The following is an 18,131-nucleotide window of genomic DNA, read 5'->3' on the forward strand; positions in this document are numbered from 1 at the left end:
TCGCCGAGGCCGGCGACCAGAATCAGGAGGACCACCATGAAGCGCACGATCGCTCTCGCCCTTTCCACCGTCTCCCTCGCCGCCGGCGCCGTGGCGCTCGGTGCCCTTCCGGCACAGGCCGACACCGGCTGCGACGCCGGCGCCGTGTGCTACGTGCTGGACGGCGTCATCCAGGCCGAGGTCCGCCCCGGTGTCAAGCCGTCGGCATCGTTCGACCAGGTCATCAACAACTCGTCGTCGAGCGTGCGCATCAGCTGGGCCGGCTTCGGCGAGAGCTCGTTCATCGAGGGGTACACCGTCTCCACCATGTCCAACGACCTCGTGCGACCCGGCTCGACCCTCGACCTCGGTGCCGCCACCGCGACGACGGTCTACAGCATCCGGATCATCCGCTGATCGCGTGTCTCGGCCGGGCGCCGCGTGACAGCTCGACCCGGTCGAGACCGCGGGCGGGATCCTCAGCCGGTGGGGGTACCTGAGGAGGAGTCGAGCCCGGAGAGATCGTGACCGCCACGCGCTCCCTCGTCTCCGCCGCGGTCGAGTTCCGGTGCGTCGTGTCGGTGACCGCGTCGCGTCGTCACCTCACCGACCTTGCGGCCGGCCCAGCCGACCCCGCGCACAGCGGTCCCGGCGGCACCCGCGACGGCGCTCCCGGCGAACCGCGCACCGCGCAGCACGCGAAGCTCGAGCTTCTCGGCGCCCTCGACCGGTTCGAGCTCGACAGGCAGGTCGACGGGAGCAGCGCCGAACGCCTTGTGCGATGTCGTGAGCACGCGACGGCCGAGGATGTGGTTGCCGGTGCCGCCGATCGCGGCACCGATCCCGAACGGGAGCGCCTTGCCGATGACCGAAGCTCCTCCCTTCGCCGCGAACTGCTTGACGAACATGCTCTTGAGCCGGTCGACCAGCGGGCCGACGGCAGCGCGCGGGAGCGACTTGGTCACCAGTTCGCCCCAGTAGGACGATCGGCTTCCGCCGCGGCCGGCGACCTGACCGGCGAGCTGACCGACCAGTTCTACGCCCTCCTTGCCCAGCATCAGGGTCATCACCAGGGCGCGGGCGCGATCGGGATTCGCGATCGCGATGCCGTGCACCTCGGCGACGGACTGGGCGAACAGCGCCGTCGATTCGACGAAGCCGACCGTCTCGACGCCCGAGAGTGCGAGCGTGACCCCGGTGCCGATGCCCGGGACGACCGCCGTCGCGCCGACCGCCGCGCCACCCGTCGTGACGGCGGCGAGGTACCGCCGCTCGAGGATGCGGATGATCTCGGCCGGTGTCGCGTGCGGGTTGCGGAGGCGGATGCTGCGGATGTGGGCGAGCACGAGGGGGCGCTGGATGGAGAGCACACGATCGAGCCCGCGCACCATCATCGGATGCTCGGGGGATCCGGCCGGTGGCACGCCCTTGTCCCAGGGAGAGTCATCCGGCAAGGAGTGGATCTTGTGCACCTTGGGGGCCATGACCTGATCCTACGAAGTCAGACCGCGAAAACGCCGAACGCCCGGATCCTGGTGGGGATACGGGCGTTCGGGAGAGGCGATCAGACGAAGAGGTTCGCCCGCTCGAGGTCTTCCGCGAAGTCGATCTCGACCGCGTAGAGGTCGGAGACGTCCATCGGCTCGAGGAGCAGGCCGTCTTCGGCGATCGCGAGTTCGAGACCGCGCTCGAAGTAGTCCTGGTCCTCGACGCGCTGAAGCTGGCGCATGAACGCCTTCTTGTTCGCCGCGGAGATGTAGTTGATGCCGACGGCTTCACCGAGTCCGCCCTTGACGGTCTTGGACAGCTCGTTGATGAAGCCTTCCGCCGTGACGGTGTACTTCACCTCTTCGTCGCTGACCTTCGAGGTGTTGACCGTGACGAACGACTGGTCGCGCTCGATGTACGCGGCCGCACGGCCGAGGATCATCGGGTCGAAGACCACGTCGCCGTTCATCCACAGCACGCCGTTCTTGCCGGTGGCGGCAAGCGCACGGAGCAGGCTCTTCGAGGTGTTGGTCTCGTCGTAGCGCTCGTTGTGGACGTAGTTGACGGTCGGGAAAGCCTCGATGATCGTCTCGGCACGGTATCCGACGACCGTGGTGATGCGTGCGTCGGAGCCGAAGGCGGCCCGGATGTTGTCGTGCTGCTGGCGCATGATCGTGCGGCCGTCGCTCAGCTCGGTCAGCGGCTTCGGCAGCGCGCGACCCAGGCGTGAGCCCATGCCTGCTGCGAGAATGACGGTTTGAAGAGTCACGAGTGCTCCTAAGGGGAAGTTGTGTTCACGGCCGGTTCACCGGCCAGACACCTCATCGTGCCGCGTTCATGGTATCGATTCCGGCTGGGAAGCCCCGGGGATCGATGGCCCCGTTGTCATTTCGTGATCGACTACACACGCAACACTCAGGGTAGACGAACACGCCCGATGTGCGCGGAATCTGCGAGATCCGAGCGCGGATTGTGTCGCTGCGCCATCGGCGGAGGGCAACCCATTGATACCGTAGGACGGTGACTCCTTCCCCTGACGACCGCACCGACCAGGTGGACGATTCCGAGACCCCGCCGAAGAAGGCATCATCGGCGCGTGCGTCGACGGCGAAGCCGGGCGCCGCGGGTCGCCCCGCGACCAAGAAGGCGCCGGCCAAGAAGGCGCCGGCCGCGCGGACTCCTGCCAGGAAGACGACGCCGCGGACGCCGGCGAAGGCCTCGGCGGAGACCGCTGCCCCGACCGGCGAGGTCGTGATCGAACCCGCCGTCAAGCTGGTGGTCGATGCACCGACGCAGACCGCCGCGGCGGCGCGCACCACCGCCGCTGCCCGCGCGGCGGCAGCGAAGAACACCGCGGCCAGGTCAGCCGCGGCGAAGTCCACCAAGCCCGCGGCGCGCGCGGCCACGGCGAGGGCCGCGGCCACGAAGCCGGCGGTCTCAGGTGCCAAGGCGCCGGCAGCCAAGGCACCGACCGCCAAGCAGACGAGTGCGAAGACCTCCGCGGCCAAGACCGTCGCCGCGAAGTCCGCCGCGGCGAAGTCGGCGGCGGCCAAGACGACCGCTCGCACGGCATCGGCACGCTCGGCCTCGGCGAAGACAGCCGCGGCGAAGGCGGCGGCAGCCAAGGCGACCGCGGCCAAGGCTGCGGCGGCCGAGAAGGCGGCAGAGGAGAAGGCTGCAGCAGACGAGCTCGATTCGAGCCTGTCTCCGGTCGTCGAGGGCGCTCCGTCCGTCGACGATGCGACGTCCGCTCCCGAACCCGCTCGTGCTGAGGAGGCGCCGACGCCGCAGGATCTGGTCGTCGAGGCGTCGGCCCCGGCCGAGCCTGTGGTCGAGGAGCCTGTCGCAGCCGCATCGGACGTCGAGGATCCCGCCGCCGAGCCCGCGGTCGAGGAGCTCGTGGTCGAAGAGCCGTCCGTAGAGGAGGCCGAGCTGGAAGAGGCGCTCGCCGATGCCTCCGTCGCGGAGGAGGCCGTCGTCGAGACACCAGCCGACGCCGTCTCCGGAGCGGACGCGGAGTCCGACGACGCGGCATCCGACGCCGTGGGCCCGTTCGGCGAGGCGGCCGCCACCGTCGCGATCAGCATCCGCGGGCTCGTCAAGCAGTTCGGCGACAACCACGCCGTCGACGGGATCGACCTCACGGTTCCCGCCGGCTCGTTCTACGGGATCGTCGGTCCGAACGGTGCGGGCAAGACCACGACCCTGTCCATCGTCGCCGGCCTCCTGCGTCCGGACGCGGGCAGCGTGGTGATCTGCGGCATCGACCAGGCCAGGCAGCCGCTCGCGGCGAAGCGGGTGATGGGTGTCCTGCCGGATCGGCTCCGCACGTTCGACCGGCTCACGGGCCGTCAGCTCCTCTACTACTACGGCCTTCTGCGCGGCCTGGCCGCGGACGTCATCGAGAAGCGTGCCGCCGACCTCGCACGCGCCTTCGACCTCGGCGATGCCCTGAGCCGTGTCGTCTCCGACTACTCGGCGGGCATGACGAAGAAGATCATGCTCGCAGGGGCCATGATCCACTCGCCGCGCGTCCTGGTGCTCGACGAGCCGTTCGAGTCGGTCGACCCCGTCTCCTCGGCGGTCATCCTCGACATCCTCCGCGCCTACGTGTCGCACGGCGGCACCGTGATCCTCTCCAGCCACGGGATGGATCTCGTCGAGCGCGTGTGCTCCCGGGTCGCGATCATCGTCGGCGGTGAGGTGCTCGCCGAGGGCACGATCGACGAGGTGCGGGCCGGGCAGACGCTCGAGTCGCGCTTCGTCGAGCTCGCCGGCTCCAGCGGAGAGGTGGAGGGGCTCGAGTGGCTGCACACGTTCTCCGACTGAGGTTCGCACTTCTGATCGGATCGCTGCGCGGAGAACGTCGGGTTCGCACCCTCGTCACCTTCGCCGCGGTCGTCGCGGTCACGGTGGCCGTGTGCCTCGCCGTCTTCAGCCTCGCCGACGCTCCGGTGCCGGTCGCCCGCGCCGTCACCGTGCTCGGGGGAGCAGCGCTCCTGCTCGGCTTCCTCGTCGGACCGATCCTCGTCGGCGCGGTGGACCAGCTCGATCCGCGCCGGTTCGCCGTCTTCGGCGTCGACGAGCGACGGATGCCCTGGGTCCTCACCCTCGCCGCCTTCGTGAGCGTGCCGAGCCTGGCGCTCCTCGCCGTGTACACCAGCGTCTGCATCGTCGCCATCGAACTGGGCGCCCCGTGGCCGCTGGCCGTGCTCATGACGATCGTCGGCGTGGTAACCACGGTGCTCACGGCGCGCGTCGGCATGGCGATCAACGCGCTGCTGCTCCCGGAGCGCCGTTCCCGCGAGCTCACCGCACTGTTCGCGCTCGCTCTCATCGTGATCGCCTTCCCCGTGGCGGTCTTCTTCGCCTCGCTGCGCTGGGACGGACACGTTCCGGCATCGCTAGCAGCGCTGACCACGAGTGTCGGATTCACTCCGCTCGCCGCGTCGCCCGGTTTCCTCTTCGCGGTCGCCGCCGACGCCTCGGCGATGGCCTGGATCAGTGGGCTCGTCGCCGTGGCGACCGCGATTCTGCTGTGGGTCGTGTGGGCCTGGCTCGTCCGCCGTCTCCTGACGACCACCGAACGTCCCGTGGCCTCCCGCGAGCGGACCGGTCTCGGCTGGTTCGGGCTGCTCCCTTCGAACGCCTTCGGCGCGATCGCCGCACGCAGCCTCGTCTACTGGCTGCGTGACCGCCGGTACATCATGAACACCATCGTGGTCCCCGTGGCGGGCGTGCTGACGATCCTCCCGCTGATCGTCGCCGGCGTTCCTCTCGAGATCGCCGCGCTCGTCCCGGTCCCCGTGATGGCGCTGTTCTTCGGATGGCTGCCGCACAACGACGTCGCCTACGACTCCACCGCGCTGTGGACGCATGTCGCCAGCGGCATCCGCGGCCTCCCGGATCGGCTCGGCCGACTCGTGCCGGTGCTGCTGGTGGCCATCCCCGTGCTCGCGATCGCCATCCCGCTCACGCTGCTGCTGATCGGGGACTGGCGTCTGCTGCTGCCGCTCACCGGTCTCGCCGGCAGCCTGCTGTTCTCCGCGCTCGGCATCTCGAGCATCGTCTCCGTCGTCGCTCCCTACGCCGTGTCGCGACCGGGCGACAGCCCGTTCCAGCAGCCGCAGCGGCCGACCTCGCGCGGCATCTACGGCCCGGCGGCCGCCTTCCTCGGCGCGATCGTGCTGAGCCTGCCGACCGCCTGGCTGTTCGCTCTGACGATCGTCGAGGGCTCGTCGTACGCGCCGGCCGCTTTCTGGGTCGGGCTGCTGTCGGGCCTGGTCGTGCTCTGGCTCGGCGCCGTCATCGGCGGACGCATCTTCGAGCGCAGCGGGGAGCGGTTGATGGAGTTCGTCGAGACCGCGTGACGACCGCCCGCAGGCGACTCGACGCGGCTAGACTCACGGGATGAGTACTCCGCTGGACAGCCCCGATCAGGGCGGCGTGGCAACGCTTGATCGCGAACTGGAAGAGCTTCTCCGCGAGGAGAACCTCGAACCGGGCGACCATGAGCGCTTCTCGCATTATGTGAAGAAGGACAAGATCCTCGAGTCGGCGATCACCGGCAGGCCGGTGCGCGCCCTGTGCGGCAAGAAGTGGACGCCGGGTCGTGACCCGGAGAAGTTCCCGATCTGCCCCACGTGCAAGGAGATCTACGAGTCGATGGTCGGCTGAGCCGACTCGATTCAGCGCGCCTCGACGTAGACCGTCGGGATCGCCGGGTCCGACTTGCTGAGGGCGAGAGCCCGCACCGGGAGCTCCTCGCGCACGCGCAGATGATGCGCGCGCGCCGCAGCGGTACCGGCCACGCCCTCGTGAGCGGTGTCGATGTCGCCCGCCTCGACGAACGTCACCTGCAGCGGACGACCGTCCGGATGCTCGGCAGGCGTGTCCAGCTCTTCGAATCCATCGGAGACGACCACGGTCTCCGCAGAGGCGACGCCGTCGGCGAGGGTGCGGAACGCCGCCTTCCGTCCGCCATACGAGGCCTTGTCGGCCGAGGCCTTCGCCACCCCGATCCAGGCGCCGGTGGAGTCCTGCCTGGCCACGAGCTTGTAGACCATGCTCGCGGTCGGGTAGCCCGAGCCCGTCACGACGGAGGTACCCACGCCGTAGGCGTCGACAGGCGAGGCCGCGAGGGCCGCGATCGCGTACTCGTCGAGATCGCTGGTCACGGTGATGCGCGTGTTCGTGGCGCCGAGCTCGTCGAGCTGCGCGCGGACCTCTCCGGCCACGATCGGAAGGTCGCCGGAGTCGATGCGCACACCGCCCAGGTCGGTGCCCGCGATGCGGATCGCGGTCTCGACGCCCGTGCGGATGTCGTAGGTGTCGACGAGGAGAGTCGTGCCTACGCCCATGCTCTCGACCTGCGCGCGGAAGGCGTCCTCCTCGGAGTCGTGCAGCAGAGTCCAGGAGTGCGCGGCGGTGCCCATCGTGGGGATGCCCCAGCTGCGGCCGGCCTCGAGGTTGCTGGTCGCACCGAAGCCGGCGATGTAGGCGGCACGCGCCGCGGCGACGGCGGACCGCTCGGCGGCGCGACGGGAACCCATCTCGGCCAGCGGGCGCTCTCCGGCGGCGATGCTCATGCGCGCGGCGGCGGTCGCCACGGCGGAGTCGTGGTTGAGCACGCTCAAGGCGAGGGTCTCGAGGATCACGGCGTCGGCGAAGGTGCCCTCGACGGTGAGGATCGGCGACCCGGGGAAGTAGAGCTCGCCCTCGCGGTAGCCGCTGATCGATCCCGTGAAGCGGTAGTCCTCGAGGTGCTTCAGCGACGCGGCATCCACGACCTCCTCGTCGCGCAGGAACCGCAGCTCGTCGTCGCCGAAGCGGAACTCACGGAGCAGTCCGAGCAGGCGCCCGGTTCCGGCCACCACACCGAAGCGGCGGCCGCCGGAGAGGCGGCGGGAGAACAGCTCGAAGACGCTCGGACGGAAGGCCGTCCCGTCCCGGAGCGAGGCCGCGAGCATCGTGAGCTCATAGCGATCGGTGAGCAGCGCCGTCGACGTGGTCATGCGCTCAGCATAGTGAGGCCCGGTAGGCTGGGGAGTCATGAACGACGCGCCGATCGGAATCTTCGACTCCGGTGTCGGCGGGCTCACGGTGGCCAGAGCCATCCGCGCCCAGCTGCCCCGTGAATCGTTCGTGTACATCGGCGACACGGCGCACTCGCCGTACGGCCCGAAGCCCATCGCCGACGTGCGCCGCTACGCTCTCGAGGTGCTCGACACGCTCGTCGATCAGGGCGTGAAGATGCTCGTGATCGCCTGCAACACGGCATCCGCCGCCATGCTGCGCGATGCTCGCGAGCGCTACGACATCCCCGTCGTCGAGGTGATCGGCCCGGCGGTGCGCCGCGCGGTGTCGACGACGCGCAACGGGCGCGTCGGAGTGATCGGCACCGTCGGCACGATCGGTTCGCGCGCGTACCAGGACATGCTCGAGGTGAACGAGCGCCTGGAGGTGTTCACGGCGGCCTGCCCGCGGTTCGTCGAGTTCGTCGAGGCCGGGATCACGGGAACCCCTGAGGTGCTCGCCGTCGCCGAGGAGTATCTCGCGCCGCTGCGGGACGCCGGTGTCGACACGCTCGTGCTTGGCTGCACCCACTACCCGTTCCTGCGCGGGGCGATCAGCTACGTCATGGGCGAGGGCGTCACGCTCGTCTCGAGCGACGACGAGACGGCGGGGGATGTCTACCGGCAGCTGGTCCGCGGCGACCTGCTGGCCTCGCCGGATGCGGCCTCGACCTACGTCTACGAGGCGACCGGAGCGTCCGCCGACGACTTCACCGCCCTGGCGAACCGACTGATGGGCCGCGAGGTCCGCGACGTGCAGCTCGTGCAGACCGGCGTGATCACTCTTCCCGAGTCCGTCTCCGAATCCCTCTGATCCGGCTCGACCACCCCTACCCGAAAGAAGCACATGACCGACATCGTCCGGGCCGACGGCCGCTCCACCGACCAGCTCCGCGAGATCACGATCGAGCGCGGCTGGAGCGCGCACGCCGAAGGCTCCGCACTGATCAGCTTCGGCGGCACGAAGGTGCTGTGCACGGCATCCTTCACCAACGGCGTGCCGCGCTGGCTCACCGGCAAGGGCAAGGGCTGGGTCACGGCCGAGTACTCGATGCTGCCGCGCGCCACGAACAGCCGCAACGACCGCGAGAGCGTGAAGGGCCGCATCGGCGGTCGCACGCACGAGATCTCTCGGCTCATCGGCCGGGCCCTGCGCGCGGTCGTCGACACCAAGGCGCTCGGCGAGAACACGATCGTCATCGACTGCGATGTGCTGCAGGCCGACGGCGGAACCCGGACCGCGGCGATCACCGGCGCCTACGTCGCCCTCGCGGACGCGATCGAGTGGGGTCGCGAGAAGAAGTTCATCGGCAAGAACTCGACCCCTCTGCTCGACTCCGTCGCTGCGGTGTCCGTCGGCATCATCGACGGCGAGCCGATGCTCGATCTGGCCTATGTCGAGGACGTGCGCGCCGAGACCGACATGAACGTGGTCGTCACCGGCCGCGGTCTCTTCGTCGAGGTGCAGGGCACGGCCGAGGGCGCTCCCTTCGACAAGCGCGAGCTGGATGCGCTGCTCGAGCTCGGCCTCGCCGGCTGCGCCGACCTGAAGGATCACCAGCTGACGGCGCTGGCCGCCGCGGCAGGCGAATGACGATGAAGGTCGTCCTCGCGACCCACAACCCGCACAAGGTCGCGGAGTTCCAGCAGATCGTCGCGCAGACGCGTCCGGATCTCGAGATCGTCGGCTACGACGGTCCCGAGCCGGTCGAAGACGGCGTGACGTTCGCCGCGAACGCGCTGATCAAGGCGCGCGCCGCGGCAGCCCACACCGGCCTCGCCGCGCTGGCCGACGACTCCGGGATCTGCGTCGATGTGCTCGGCGGATCTCCCGGCGTGTTCTCCGCGTACTGGGCGGGGCAGAAGAAGGATGCCGCGGCGAACCTGGAGCTGCTCCTGGATCAGCTGCGCGACGTCGCCGATCCGCACCGCACTGCGCACTTCACGTCGACCATCGCCCTCGTCACGCCCGACGGTCGCGAGGAGGTCGTCGAAGGCCTCTGGCCGGGGCGGCTCGCGCACTCCGCGTCCGGCGGCGGAGGGTTCGGCTACGACCCGATCTTCGTCCCCGACGGCCAGCCTGAGGGGAAGGAGCGCACGGTGGGCGATTTCACGGCGGAGGAGAAGCAGGCGCAGTCGCACCGCGCACGGGCATTCGCCGAGCTGATGCCCTTGCTCGCGCAGCTCTGAGCGGGACGGCTGGCTTCGACGACCGGATCAGGCGACGGCAGCGAGCGGCAACGCCAGGGTCACGAGGTTCACGACGAACCTGCCGGGCTCTTCATGCATGCACAGGTGCGCCGAGTTCTCGAACCATACGACCTTCTTCGAGGGCGCCGTCACTCGCTCGATCCAGCGCTCGACAGGAGCCGTCGGGGTCGTGAAGTCATGGCGTCCGAGGAACAGCAGGACGGGCACATCGAACGCGGTCCTGTCTCGTGCGTCGAACTCCAGCAGCTGGGAGAGGACGCGGGGCATGGTCGCGCGCTGACCCGCACCGATCAGCTCCCGCTGCTCCTCCGAGTAGTAGGGCGACAGTGCCACCGACTCGGTGAAGTACGCGGAGCCGGATCGATGCGCGGAGAGCCCGCCGTAGTGCTGCGCCCACTTCCTGCAGACCACGATCCGCTGCAGGGTCAGGGGCTGCGCGCCGGGATAGTCGCCGAGTGCCGCGAGCTCTGCAACGGCATCCTTGTTCTGATCCGCGGTCGCGCTTCGCACGGCATGCGCGAAGCTCTCCACTTCGTTCTCGGGACCGGAGATCACCTGGCCGACGCCGACGTAGCCCCAGAGCAGGTCGGGTCGCCGCTCAGCCAGGGTGACGCCGATGATCGACCCCCAGCTGTGTCCGAGAACGCCCACTCTCGTCACGCCGAGTTCGCCCTGGACCCAGGCGATCAGTTCCACCAGGTCGGCGACGTACCGGTCGATGCTCAGATCGATCTCGTCGTCCACATCCGCGGCGGACTTCCCGCTGGCGCGCTGGTCGTAGTTGACGACGGTGAAGTAGTCCTCGACGCCCCTCTGCCAGATCCACGACGAGGGCAACGAGGGGAGCGCGGGTCCGCCGTGGCAGACGATGAGCACGGGGTTCGTCGTACTGCGGCCTCGAATCGACACGAACTGCTCGACACCGCCGAGCTCGACGAAGGCCGTGCGGTCGATGGCCTGCGGGTTCGGGATGCGGCACAGATCCGCGATGACTGCTCGGGCGGCTTCGTCGCTCATGGTCGCCAGTCTAGGAGGACGCTGGTGTCGCGCTTCGTACTGCTGAGACTGGTTCTCGTTACCCTTCCCGACTAGGCGAAACCGCCCTCCCAGCGCTCTGACCCGGTCTAGCCTGGGGGCATGCACGATCACGCACCCGCCGCCGGCGGTATCCGCTCGGCGAGCAGCAGACGCCTCCTGGCGATCTCGCTGTCGCTGACCGCGACCGTCATGATCGTGCAGGTCGTCGGAGCGATCCTCACCGGCTCCCTCGCGCTGCTCGCCGACGCGGCGCACATGTTCACGGATGCCTCGGCGCTCGTGATCGCGCTCATCGCGGCATCCGTCGCCGCGCGTCCGGCCGATGACCGGCGCACGTTCGGCTATCAGCGGGCCGAGGTCTTCGGCGCTCTGATCAACGCCGTGATCCTGATCGCCCTGGCGGCCTGGGTCGCCGTCGAGGGCATCGGGCGCCTCATCGATCCGAGCGAGGTCGAGGTCGCCGGCGGGCTCATGCTCGTCGTCGCCGTCGTGGGTCTGATCGCCAACGCGATCTCGATGTGGCTGCTGAGCCGCGCCCAGCGCACCAGCATCAACGTGCGCGGCGCGTACCTGGAGGTCATGGGCGACCTGATCGGCTCTGCCGCGGTCATCGTGGCCGCGGTGATCATCCTGACCACGGGATGGATGGCGGCGGACGCCATCGCCTCGCTGTTCATCGCCGCGATGATCATCCCTCGGGCGATCGCGCTGCTACGCGAGGTGTTCTCCGTGCTCGCCGAATCCGCGCCGAAGGGCACGGCGGTGAGCGAGATCCGCACGCACCTGCTCGCGTACGAGGGCGTCACCGGCGTGCACGACGTGCACGTCTGGCAGCTCACCCGTGGCGCTCCGGTGTTCACGGCGCACGTCAGCGTGGATCCGGCGCTCCTGGCCGATGGGCGCTCGGCAAAGCTGCTCTCCGAGATGCAGGCCTGCCTCGCGGATCATTTCGACGTGGAGCATTCGACGTTCCAGATCGAACCGGCCGAGCAGTCCGACTGCGAGCCGCACCACGCCTGACCGTCGTCAGGGTTCGACGACGATCTCGTCGGCTGTCTTGTCGGGCCGCAGACCTCGCCACCGCGCGTGCCGGAGAACGCCGTCGGGCGTCCAGTTCGCGAACTCGACTTCCCCGACGAGCTCCGGCCGCACCCACAGTGCATCGGAGGCATCGGGCGCCGGCACCCCGTCGAGCGGGGCAGAGGGCACGCGCAGCGGTTCGAGGCGGGTGAGGAGATCGCGCAGGATGCGCTCGGTGAACCCCGTGCCCACGCGTCCGACGTAGCGCAGCTCGCGACCGTTCGCTGGGTCCGGCACCGCGAGCAGCAGCGAGCCGAGCGTGCTCTCCCTGTCGCCCTTGCCGGGACGGATGCCGACGATCACGGCCTCCTGCATGCGCGTGTGCTTGAGCTTCAGCCAGGAGGGCGATCGCAGTCCCGGCCGGTACCGCGATGCCGGGTCCTTCGCGACGACACCCTCGAGACCGAACTGCTCACTGGCCGCGAGGGCGGCGTCGACGTCGTCGAAGACCGGCGGGACCTGGATCGGCGCGTCCAGGTCGGCGACGAGGTCCTCCAGCAGGGTGCGGCGCTGGTGCAGCGGCATCGACGTCAGGTCGTGCCCGTCGAGGCGCAGCAGGTCGAACAGCATGTAGACGATCGGCGTGCGCACCACCTCCCGCTCGATCTCGCGCAGTCGCGTGAGATGCATCCGGTTCTGCAGCAGGGAGAAGCTCGGCCGGCCCTGAGCGTCGAAGGCGACGATCTCACCGTCGACCAGGGCGTCCGTGGCAGGGAGGAACGGAGCGCCATCGGCGGTGAGTTCGGGGTAGCGCGCCGTGATGTCGGTTCCGCGGCGCGCGTGCAGCAGCATCCGTCCGTCCGCCCACGTTCCCATCGCGCGGATGCCGTCCCATTTGACCTCGACCCACGACGGGTCGCTGAGTGCGCGGGCGAGCGCGGGGGTGCCGTTCTCGGCGAGCATGGGCGCGAGAGTGGCGGTGGTCGTCCCGGACGCCGGTGCGGCGGCGATCCGCGGATGTCGCGAGGACCGTCGGGGAACGGCGGGCGCCGCCGCCGGAGCGGATGCCGGGGGAGAGACCGGGGCCCCGGGCTCCGGCCGTAACGCCGCCAGCGGGTCGATGCCGTCCGCGGCGCGGGCGAGCACCTCGTCGATGTCGAGCTGTGCCAGGTCGGGATCGTCGAGCTCGCCCCAGGTGCGTGGGGCGGCGACCCACGGCTGCGCGCGGCCGCGCAGCGAATAGGGCGAGATCGTCGTCTTCTTGCCGTTGTTCTGGCTCCAGTCGAGGAACACCTTTCCACCGCGGACCGCCTTCGACATGACGCTCGTCGCGAGGTCGGGGTGGTCGTTCTCGATGAGCCGCGCGAGCTCCTTCACCACGGCCGAGATCTCGTGGCTGGTCTGCTCGCCGGGAAGGGCGGCATACAGGTGGATGCCCTTGCTGCCGCTCGTGACGGGAAGAGGGTCGAGCCCCATGTCGGAGAGGATGCCGCGGGCGATGCGAGCGACCTCGGCACACTGCGCGAGACCCACGCCCGGCCCCGGGTCGAGGTCGAGCACGAGCCGGTCGGGGCGCCCGGGGAGGCCGTCGGGGGTGAAGCGCCACTGGGGAACGTGCAGCTCGATCGCGGCGACCTGTGCGAGCCACACCAGAGTCGGCACGTCTTCGACGAGCGGATACTCCTTGGGTCCGTCGGAGTGCTGGATCGCCTGCCGCGGGATCCACTCCGGGGCTCCCGGCTCGAGCTGCTTCGTGAAGAACGCGTCGGCCGGAGCATCCGCCGTTCCGACCCCCTCCACCCACCGCTTGCGCGTGACCGGGCGGCCGTCGAGGAGGGGGAGCAGAAGCGGAGCGATCGCGGAGTAGTACGCGATGACCTCGCCCTTGGTGGTGCCGGTCTCGGGGTAGACGACCTTGTCGAGATTGGTCACGCGCAGACGGCGGCCGTCGACCTGCACCACCTGCGCTTCTCCGACCATGGAGCAAGCGTAGCCAGCCGCCGTCGTCAAGGGCTGGCCGTGACGGGTGTGGCTGGTGTTCACTGGGGGAATGAGGACGATCTGGAAGGGCGCGTTGACGTTCGGGCTCGTGAACGTGCCGGTGAAGGTGTATTCGGCGACCGAGGACCACGACGTGCCGCTGCATCAGGTGCACGAGAAGGACGGCGGGCGCATCCGCTACCAGCGCACGTGCGAGGTGTGCGGAGAGACCGTCGCCTACGCCGACATCGACAAGGCGTATGTCGAGGAGGGGCAGACGGTCGTGCTCACCAAGGACGACCTCGCCGCGCTGCCGGCGGAGAAGAGCCGCGAGATCGACGTCGTCGAGTTCGTGCCCTCCGATCAGGTCGATCTGCTGACGCTCGACAAGCCGTACTACCTCGAGCCCGACTCGAAGTCGGCGAAGGCCTACGTGCTGCTGCGCAAGACGCTCGAGCAGACCGACCGGACCGCGATCGTGCGCTTCACGCTGCGGCAGAAGACCCGGCTCGCGGCCCTGCGCGTGCGCGGAAAGGTGCTCGTGCTGCAGACCCTGCTCTGGGCTGACGAGGTGCGCGAGGCCGAGTTCCCCGCGCTCGACGAGGACGTGCGGATCTCGAAGAAGGAGCTCGAGATGTCCGCCGCCCTGGTCGACAGCTACTCGGCCGACTTCGATCCCGAAGCCTTCGTCGACGAGTACCAGAAGGAGCTGCGCACCCTCATCGACGCGAAGATCGAGGCAGGCGAGAGCTTCGAGATCGCCGACACCTTCGGCGAAGCGGATGCCGACAGCAAGGGCGGCGAGGTCATCGACCTCATGGAGGCGCTGCGCGAGAGCGTCGCGCGATCCAAGGAGAAGCGCGCGAGCGAGAAGCCGGCGAAGGCGAAGAAGCCGGCGAAGAAGACCGGCTGACCGCGCCGGCGGGCCTCAGTGCTTGCCGTCGCCGTCCAGGTCGGGAGCCCGCTCGAACACCTCGGGGTTCAGGGCGAGTTCCTCGGCCTCCCCGGCATCCGTCGTGACGTCTTCGCCCGCCGCCGCAGCCTTCTTGGCCTTGTGGCGCTCGGAGAAGTAGTGCCAGAGCGTGACCAGTGCCGTACCGCCGACTGCCGCGAGCAGGATCAGGTCGATGTAGCTCTCGACGAACGTCGCCACCGGCGGGATGAAGCCGATGAGGTATCCGAACATCGTCAGACCGAAGCCCCAGAGGATCGCGCCGATGAGGTTGTAGAGCGTGTACTTGCGCCACGGCATGTGACCGACACCCGCCGCGACCGGCGCGAACGTGCGCACGATCGGCACGAAGCGGGCGAGGATGACGGTGATGCCGCCGAAGCGCTCGAAGAACGCGTTGGTGCGCTCGACGTTCTTCTTGCTGAAGAGACCGGATTCCTTGCGCTCGAAGACCGCGGGTCCGCCCTTGTGGCCGATGACGTAGCCGACCTCTCCACCCACGAAGGCCGCGAGGCCGATCAGCAGGGCGACGATCCAGACGTTGACGCCGAAGACACCGTGCTCCGAGCCGGCGATCGGGTGTGACAGCAGCCCCGAGATGACGAGCAGCGTGTCGCCCGGCAGCAGGAAGCCCACGAGGAGGCCGGTCTCGGCGAAGACGATGAAGCACACCACGAGGAGCGCCCAGGGACCTGCGGTACCGATGATCGTCGCGGGGTCGAGCCAGGGGATGAGGGCGTTGGGTGCGTGCAGCATGGTTTCGAGCACAGGGATTCCCGTCGGTCGTTATTGGTCGGCGGTGTAACGGTGAGGATGCAGAAGCAGCCGTCGTGCGGAAGGTGGGACTTGAACCCACACGCCCTAGGGCACAGGAACCTAAATCCTGCGTGTCTGCCAATTTCACCACTCCCGCGCGGTGGAATCAGTCTACTGATCGGACAAACACGGATTCTGGAGATCAGCCCGCAGTTCCGGAGCGCTTCCGTTCTCCCTCTGTCGGGGGCTCTTCCACGTCGACGAGCCAGCCGACGCGTGATCGCCGCGGTCGGTCGGTCGGCGCACCCTCGAGTTCCGCGCGCCGCGCTACGACCCGGTCGACCGGCAGCCGCACACCGGCGACCGCCTGGAGTCGCGTCGTGTCGGGAACGGGCTCGAACGTCACCGACTCGTGCGGGCGTCCCGGCCTCGACGAGACCTGGATCGTCCGCTCCACGACCTCGTGCGTCACCTCCTGCACCGCGGCGACCATGCCGCGCACGCGGTCCGCGTACTCGTGCTCATGGTGCGATTCCAGAGCGTCCACGGACGACGCCAGTTCGGTGCCGAGCGCGTCGACCAGAAGCACGGACTCGCGCGACCGGATGCCGAAGTCGACCTCGTCTCCGACCGCGAACGGGTCGCCGCAGCAGGCCCACTCCCACGGCGTCAACCACACACGCGTCATGCAGCGAGACTAACGCCGGTCTATCGGATCGCGTGCGACCGCGTCGCGTCAGGCCTGCGGGCCGGAGCCGGGGATGAGCGGCTCCTCCGGGTTCGGTGCCAGAGGCTCCTCCGGATGCGGGGCGAGCGGCTCCTGCGGCGTCGGGGTCAGCGGTTCGTTCGGGTGGGTCGGCGACGGCTCGTCGGGGAACGCGGGCGACGGCTGCGAGGGCGAGGGGACGGCGGGTCCGGGCGGGGTCTGTCCCGGGTCGGCGGGGCCGGGGCCGGTCGGCTGCTCGCCGGGCACAGAGGGGACGGGCGGGCCGGGAACAGGGGAGGAGTCGGTCATGACGGTTCCTTTCGCTGAGGTGATGCTCACGTTCCGGTCAGTCCACCACCGCGGGTCCGAGAGGTCTGGCCCCTTGCGCTTCGCGGTGCGATGTGCGGGTCGTCGATCGCTCTGTGGATAACTTCCGAGGTGCACGCACGATTCTTGGCATGATGCCCGGGTGAGTCATCCGTCTGCCCTCGTCGCCGAACGCGTGCGATCGCGGTTGCGGGTCGAGGGCGTGGATCCGTCGATCGATCCGGATACAGCTCGACGCATCGCCCAGGCGGAGGTGCGTCGTCATGACGACCATGCACTGGCCCGCGGCGAGGCCTTGATCGACGACGAGGTCGCCTGCGTGCGCGATGTGCTCGCGGCGGTGAGCGGGATCGGACCCCTGCAGCCGTTCCTGGACGACGCAGAGATCGAGGAGATCTGGGTAAACGGCGACGGTCACGTGCACGTCGCGCGCGGCGGAGTTACGGAGCGCACCGGACTGCGGCTCGCCGACACGACGGTGCGCGATCTGGTGGAGCGGATGCTGCAGCCCACCGGGCGCCGGGTGGACATCAGCCAGCCCTTCGTCGACGCCTCCCTGCCTGACGGCTCGCGACTGCACGTCGCGATCGCCGATGTCGTTCGAGGCTCCTGGGTGGTGAACATCCGCAAGTTCCTGCCTCGATACCGCACCCTGGACGCGCTGACGGCACAGGGCGCGATGCCGGTCGCCATCGCCGACCTGCGACCGTGACGCGATGCGGCACGGTCGCAGCGTGATCGTGTCCGGCGCGACACACGCAGGCAAGGCAAAACCTACGATTACGCCTCATTTCCACCTGGGCTTTTGTTCTGAACTGCGGGATTGCTGGCCTGCGATCCGCAGCGATCCCGCCCGCACGTCACCGATTGAGCGCTGACCGCCCCGCGGTCGATGTGATGCAACCGAGGCACAGCGCCGGATGTCGACGCCTTTGCGGGGTGCTGAGCACGCCGACGCCGACCGAGATGCGGACGGCCAAGTGTCGAACGAGCCCTACCGGGCCCGGCGCCGACTCACCGAGTCGAGCGGGGGAGGCCAAGATCGATGAGCGCGCACCTACGAGAAGTCCACGTCAGCGCGCGGGTCGTCCTGAACAAGTCGGTCCGCCTGCGCAGGGTCTCGCATCCAGAGGTTCACTCGCTCATGAATCAGCGAAGCTGCTTCCATGAACTGATTGGGATTCGGCGGGTCGCCCAGATCCACCTGCCGCGCGTAGACCGAACACCACCGCACGATTTTCTGGGTCGATACGTCGCCGGCCGCGAACGCTCTCTCACCGATCATCGGCATCCGTTCGGTGATGACTGCGAGCTGCTGCCGCGCATCCATACCGACCATACGGGCCGATAGCAGAGCCGTTGCCAGATCGTTCAACGCCCAGGCCAGCGGGCTGCGAAGAGTGGTCGTGCTGATCTCATTGGCGCGCATCAAAGCCGAGCTGGCCTCTTGCCATGATGTCAGCGCGGCCTTCTGAGCATCGCGGGCGTCGTTGCGAGATCTGCTCGCCTCAATGGCTTGCCACCAAGCCACAGCCGCGGCACCCGCCGTCGCGATGAACACGCCGACGTTCACGATCAGCGCGGTCGCGTCATCCATCCC

19 protein-coding genes and 1 tRNA gene are annotated in these 18,131 nt (G+C 69.1%); 10 read left to right on the forward strand and 10 right to left on the reverse strand.

Translation table 11 applies throughout. The features are described from left to right. The first annotated feature begins 36 nt into the window (after positions 1-36). The gene (locus tag LBN7_RS16800) at positions 37-396 is read left to right on the forward strand and encodes a hypothetical protein (protein WP_407360299.1); all 360 of its coding nucleotides are present in this window, start codon (positions 37-39) and stop codon (positions 394-396) included. Positions 397-458: 62 nt separating this feature from the next. Here LBN7_RS16800 and LBN7_RS16805 read toward each other — a convergent pair whose 3' ends face one another. Both LBN7_RS16805 and LBN7_RS16810 read right to left on the reverse strand, forming a co-directional pair. Further along, positions 459-1,463: a hypothetical protein gene (locus LBN7_RS16805; protein ID WP_407360300.1), complete on the reverse strand. Its 1,005-nt coding sequence runs from the start codon at positions 1,461-1,463 to the stop codon at positions 459-461. Between the two features lie 80 nt (positions 1,464-1,543). Next, complete coding sequence (locus LBN7_RS16810) at positions 1,544-2,236, reverse strand: NTP transferase domain-containing protein (protein ID WP_116636375.1); 693 nt, start codon at positions 2,234-2,236, stop codon at positions 1,544-1,546. Positions 2,237-2,487: 251 nt separating this feature from the next. Between LBN7_RS16810 and LBN7_RS16815 the strand changes: the two genes are divergently transcribed. Genes LBN7_RS16815 through LBN7_RS16825 form a run of 3 tightly spaced genes read left to right on the forward strand, consistent with a single transcriptional unit; the run spans position 2,488 to position 6,144 of the window. Then, entirely contained in the window at positions 2,488-4,296 is a 1,809-nt protein-coding gene (locus LBN7_RS16815; RefSeq protein WP_407360301.1) for an ATP-binding cassette domain-containing protein, read from the forward strand. Next, positions 4,272-5,837 carry a hypothetical protein gene (locus tag LBN7_RS16820; RefSeq protein WP_407360302.1) on the forward strand — a complete coding sequence of 522 codons (1,566 nt, stop codon included), beginning with the start codon at positions 4,272-4,274 and terminating at the stop codon, positions 5,835-5,837. The genes LBN7_RS16815 and LBN7_RS16820 overlap by 25 nt, the downstream gene beginning before the upstream one ends. A 40-nt stretch (positions 5,838-5,877) precedes the next feature. Continuing rightward, the gene (locus tag LBN7_RS16825) at positions 5,878-6,144 is read left to right on the forward strand and encodes a DUF3039 domain-containing protein (protein ID WP_407360303.1); all 267 of its coding nucleotides are present in this window, start codon (positions 5,878-5,880) and stop codon (positions 6,142-6,144) included. Between the two features lie 11 nt (positions 6,145-6,155). Here LBN7_RS16825 and LBN7_RS16830 read toward each other — a convergent pair whose 3' ends face one another. Further along, positions 6,156-7,481 carry a nicotinate phosphoribosyltransferase gene (locus LBN7_RS16830; protein WP_341945065.1) on the reverse strand — a complete coding sequence of 442 codons (1,326 nt, stop codon included), beginning with the start codon at positions 7,479-7,481 and terminating at the stop codon, positions 6,156-6,158. Between the two features lie 37 nt (positions 7,482-7,518). Here LBN7_RS16830 and murI point away from each other — a divergent pair, with 37 nt between their 5' ends. Genes murI through rdgB form a run of 3 tightly spaced genes read left to right on the forward strand, consistent with a single transcriptional unit; the run spans position 7,519 to position 9,731 of the window. Next, a complete protein-coding gene (gene murI / locus LBN7_RS16835) occupies positions 7,519-8,355 on the forward strand; it encodes a glutamate racemase (protein WP_116636372.1) in 837 nt (278 codons plus the stop codon). A gap of 33 nt (positions 8,356-8,388) precedes the next feature. Beyond that, complete coding sequence (gene rph, locus LBN7_RS16840) at positions 8,389-9,135, forward strand: ribonuclease PH (RefSeq protein ID WP_116636371.1); 747 nt, start codon at positions 8,389-8,391, stop codon at positions 9,133-9,135. Beyond that, the gene (gene rdgB, locus LBN7_RS16845) at positions 9,132-9,731 is read left to right on the forward strand and encodes an RdgB/HAM1 family non-canonical purine NTP pyrophosphatase (RefSeq protein ID WP_407360304.1); all 600 of its coding nucleotides are present in this window, start codon (positions 9,132-9,134) and stop codon (positions 9,729-9,731) included. The genes rph and rdgB overlap by 4 nt, the downstream gene beginning before the upstream one ends. Before the next feature lie 27 nt (positions 9,732-9,758). On the opposite strand, the gene LBN7_RS16850 is transcribed toward rdgB, so the two are convergent. After that, positions 9,759-10,769 carry an alpha/beta fold hydrolase gene (locus LBN7_RS16850; protein ID WP_407360305.1) on the reverse strand — a complete coding sequence of 337 codons (1,011 nt, stop codon included), beginning with the start codon at positions 10,767-10,769 and terminating at the stop codon, positions 9,759-9,761. A 120-nt stretch (positions 10,770-10,889) separates the two neighbouring features. Between LBN7_RS16850 and LBN7_RS16855 the strand changes: the two genes are divergently transcribed. Beyond that, positions 10,890-11,810: a cation diffusion facilitator family transporter gene (locus LBN7_RS16855; RefSeq protein ID WP_341945067.1), complete on the forward strand. Its 921-nt coding sequence runs from the start codon at positions 10,890-10,892 to the stop codon at positions 11,808-11,810. A 6-nt stretch (positions 11,811-11,816) separates the two neighbouring features. Here the strand turns inward: LBN7_RS16855 and ligD are convergent, their stop codons facing one another. Continuing rightward, positions 11,817-13,790, reverse strand: a complete 1,974-nt coding sequence (gene ligD / locus LBN7_RS16860; RefSeq protein ID WP_407360306.1) for a non-homologous end-joining DNA ligase — start codon at positions 13,788-13,790, stop codon at positions 11,817-11,819. 70 nt (positions 13,791-13,860) lie between these two features. Between ligD and LBN7_RS16865 the strand changes: the two genes are divergently transcribed. After that, complete coding sequence (locus LBN7_RS16865) at positions 13,861-14,703, forward strand: Ku protein (RefSeq protein WP_407360307.1); 843 nt, start codon at positions 13,861-13,863, stop codon at positions 14,701-14,703. Between the two features lie 15 nt (positions 14,704-14,718). On the opposite strand, the gene LBN7_RS16870 is transcribed toward LBN7_RS16865, so the two are convergent. The 4 genes from LBN7_RS16870 to LBN7_RS16885 form a co-directional block, all read right to left on the reverse strand. Beyond that, the gene (locus LBN7_RS16870; RefSeq protein ID WP_341945071.1) at positions 14,719-15,498 is read right to left on the reverse strand and encodes a VTT domain-containing protein; all 780 of its coding nucleotides are present in this window, start codon (positions 15,496-15,498) and stop codon (positions 14,719-14,721) included. A gap of 75 nt (positions 15,499-15,573) precedes the next feature. After that, positions 15,574-15,655 (reverse strand) — tRNA-Leu (locus LBN7_RS16875). Between the two features lie 45 nt (positions 15,656-15,700). Beyond that, a complete protein-coding gene (locus tag LBN7_RS16880; RefSeq protein ID WP_407360308.1) occupies positions 15,701-16,186 on the reverse strand; it encodes a DUF6578 domain-containing protein in 486 nt (161 codons plus the stop codon). 48 nt (positions 16,187-16,234) lie between these two features. After that, on the reverse strand, positions 16,235-16,513 hold the full coding sequence (locus LBN7_RS16885; protein WP_407360309.1) for a hypothetical protein: 279 nt from the start codon (positions 16,511-16,513) through the stop codon (positions 16,235-16,237). Between the two features lie 160 nt (positions 16,514-16,673). Between LBN7_RS16885 and LBN7_RS16890 the strand changes: the two genes are divergently transcribed. After that, entirely contained in the window at positions 16,674-17,243 is a 570-nt protein-coding gene (locus LBN7_RS16890) for an ATPase, T2SS/T4P/T4SS family (protein WP_407360310.1), read from the forward strand. A 345-nt stretch (positions 17,244-17,588) separates the two neighbouring features. Here the strand turns inward: LBN7_RS16890 and LBN7_RS16895 are convergent, their stop codons facing one another. After that, positions 17,589-18,128 carry a hypothetical protein gene (locus LBN7_RS16895; RefSeq protein ID WP_407360311.1) on the reverse strand — a complete coding sequence of 180 codons (540 nt, stop codon included), beginning with the start codon at positions 18,126-18,128 and terminating at the stop codon, positions 17,589-17,591. Positions 18,129-18,131 lie beyond the last annotated feature (3 nt).

It is taken from the genome of Microbacterium sp. LBN7 (assembly GCF_045690345.1).
GTDB lineage: Bacteria > Actinomycetota > Actinomycetes > Actinomycetales > Microbacteriaceae > Microbacterium.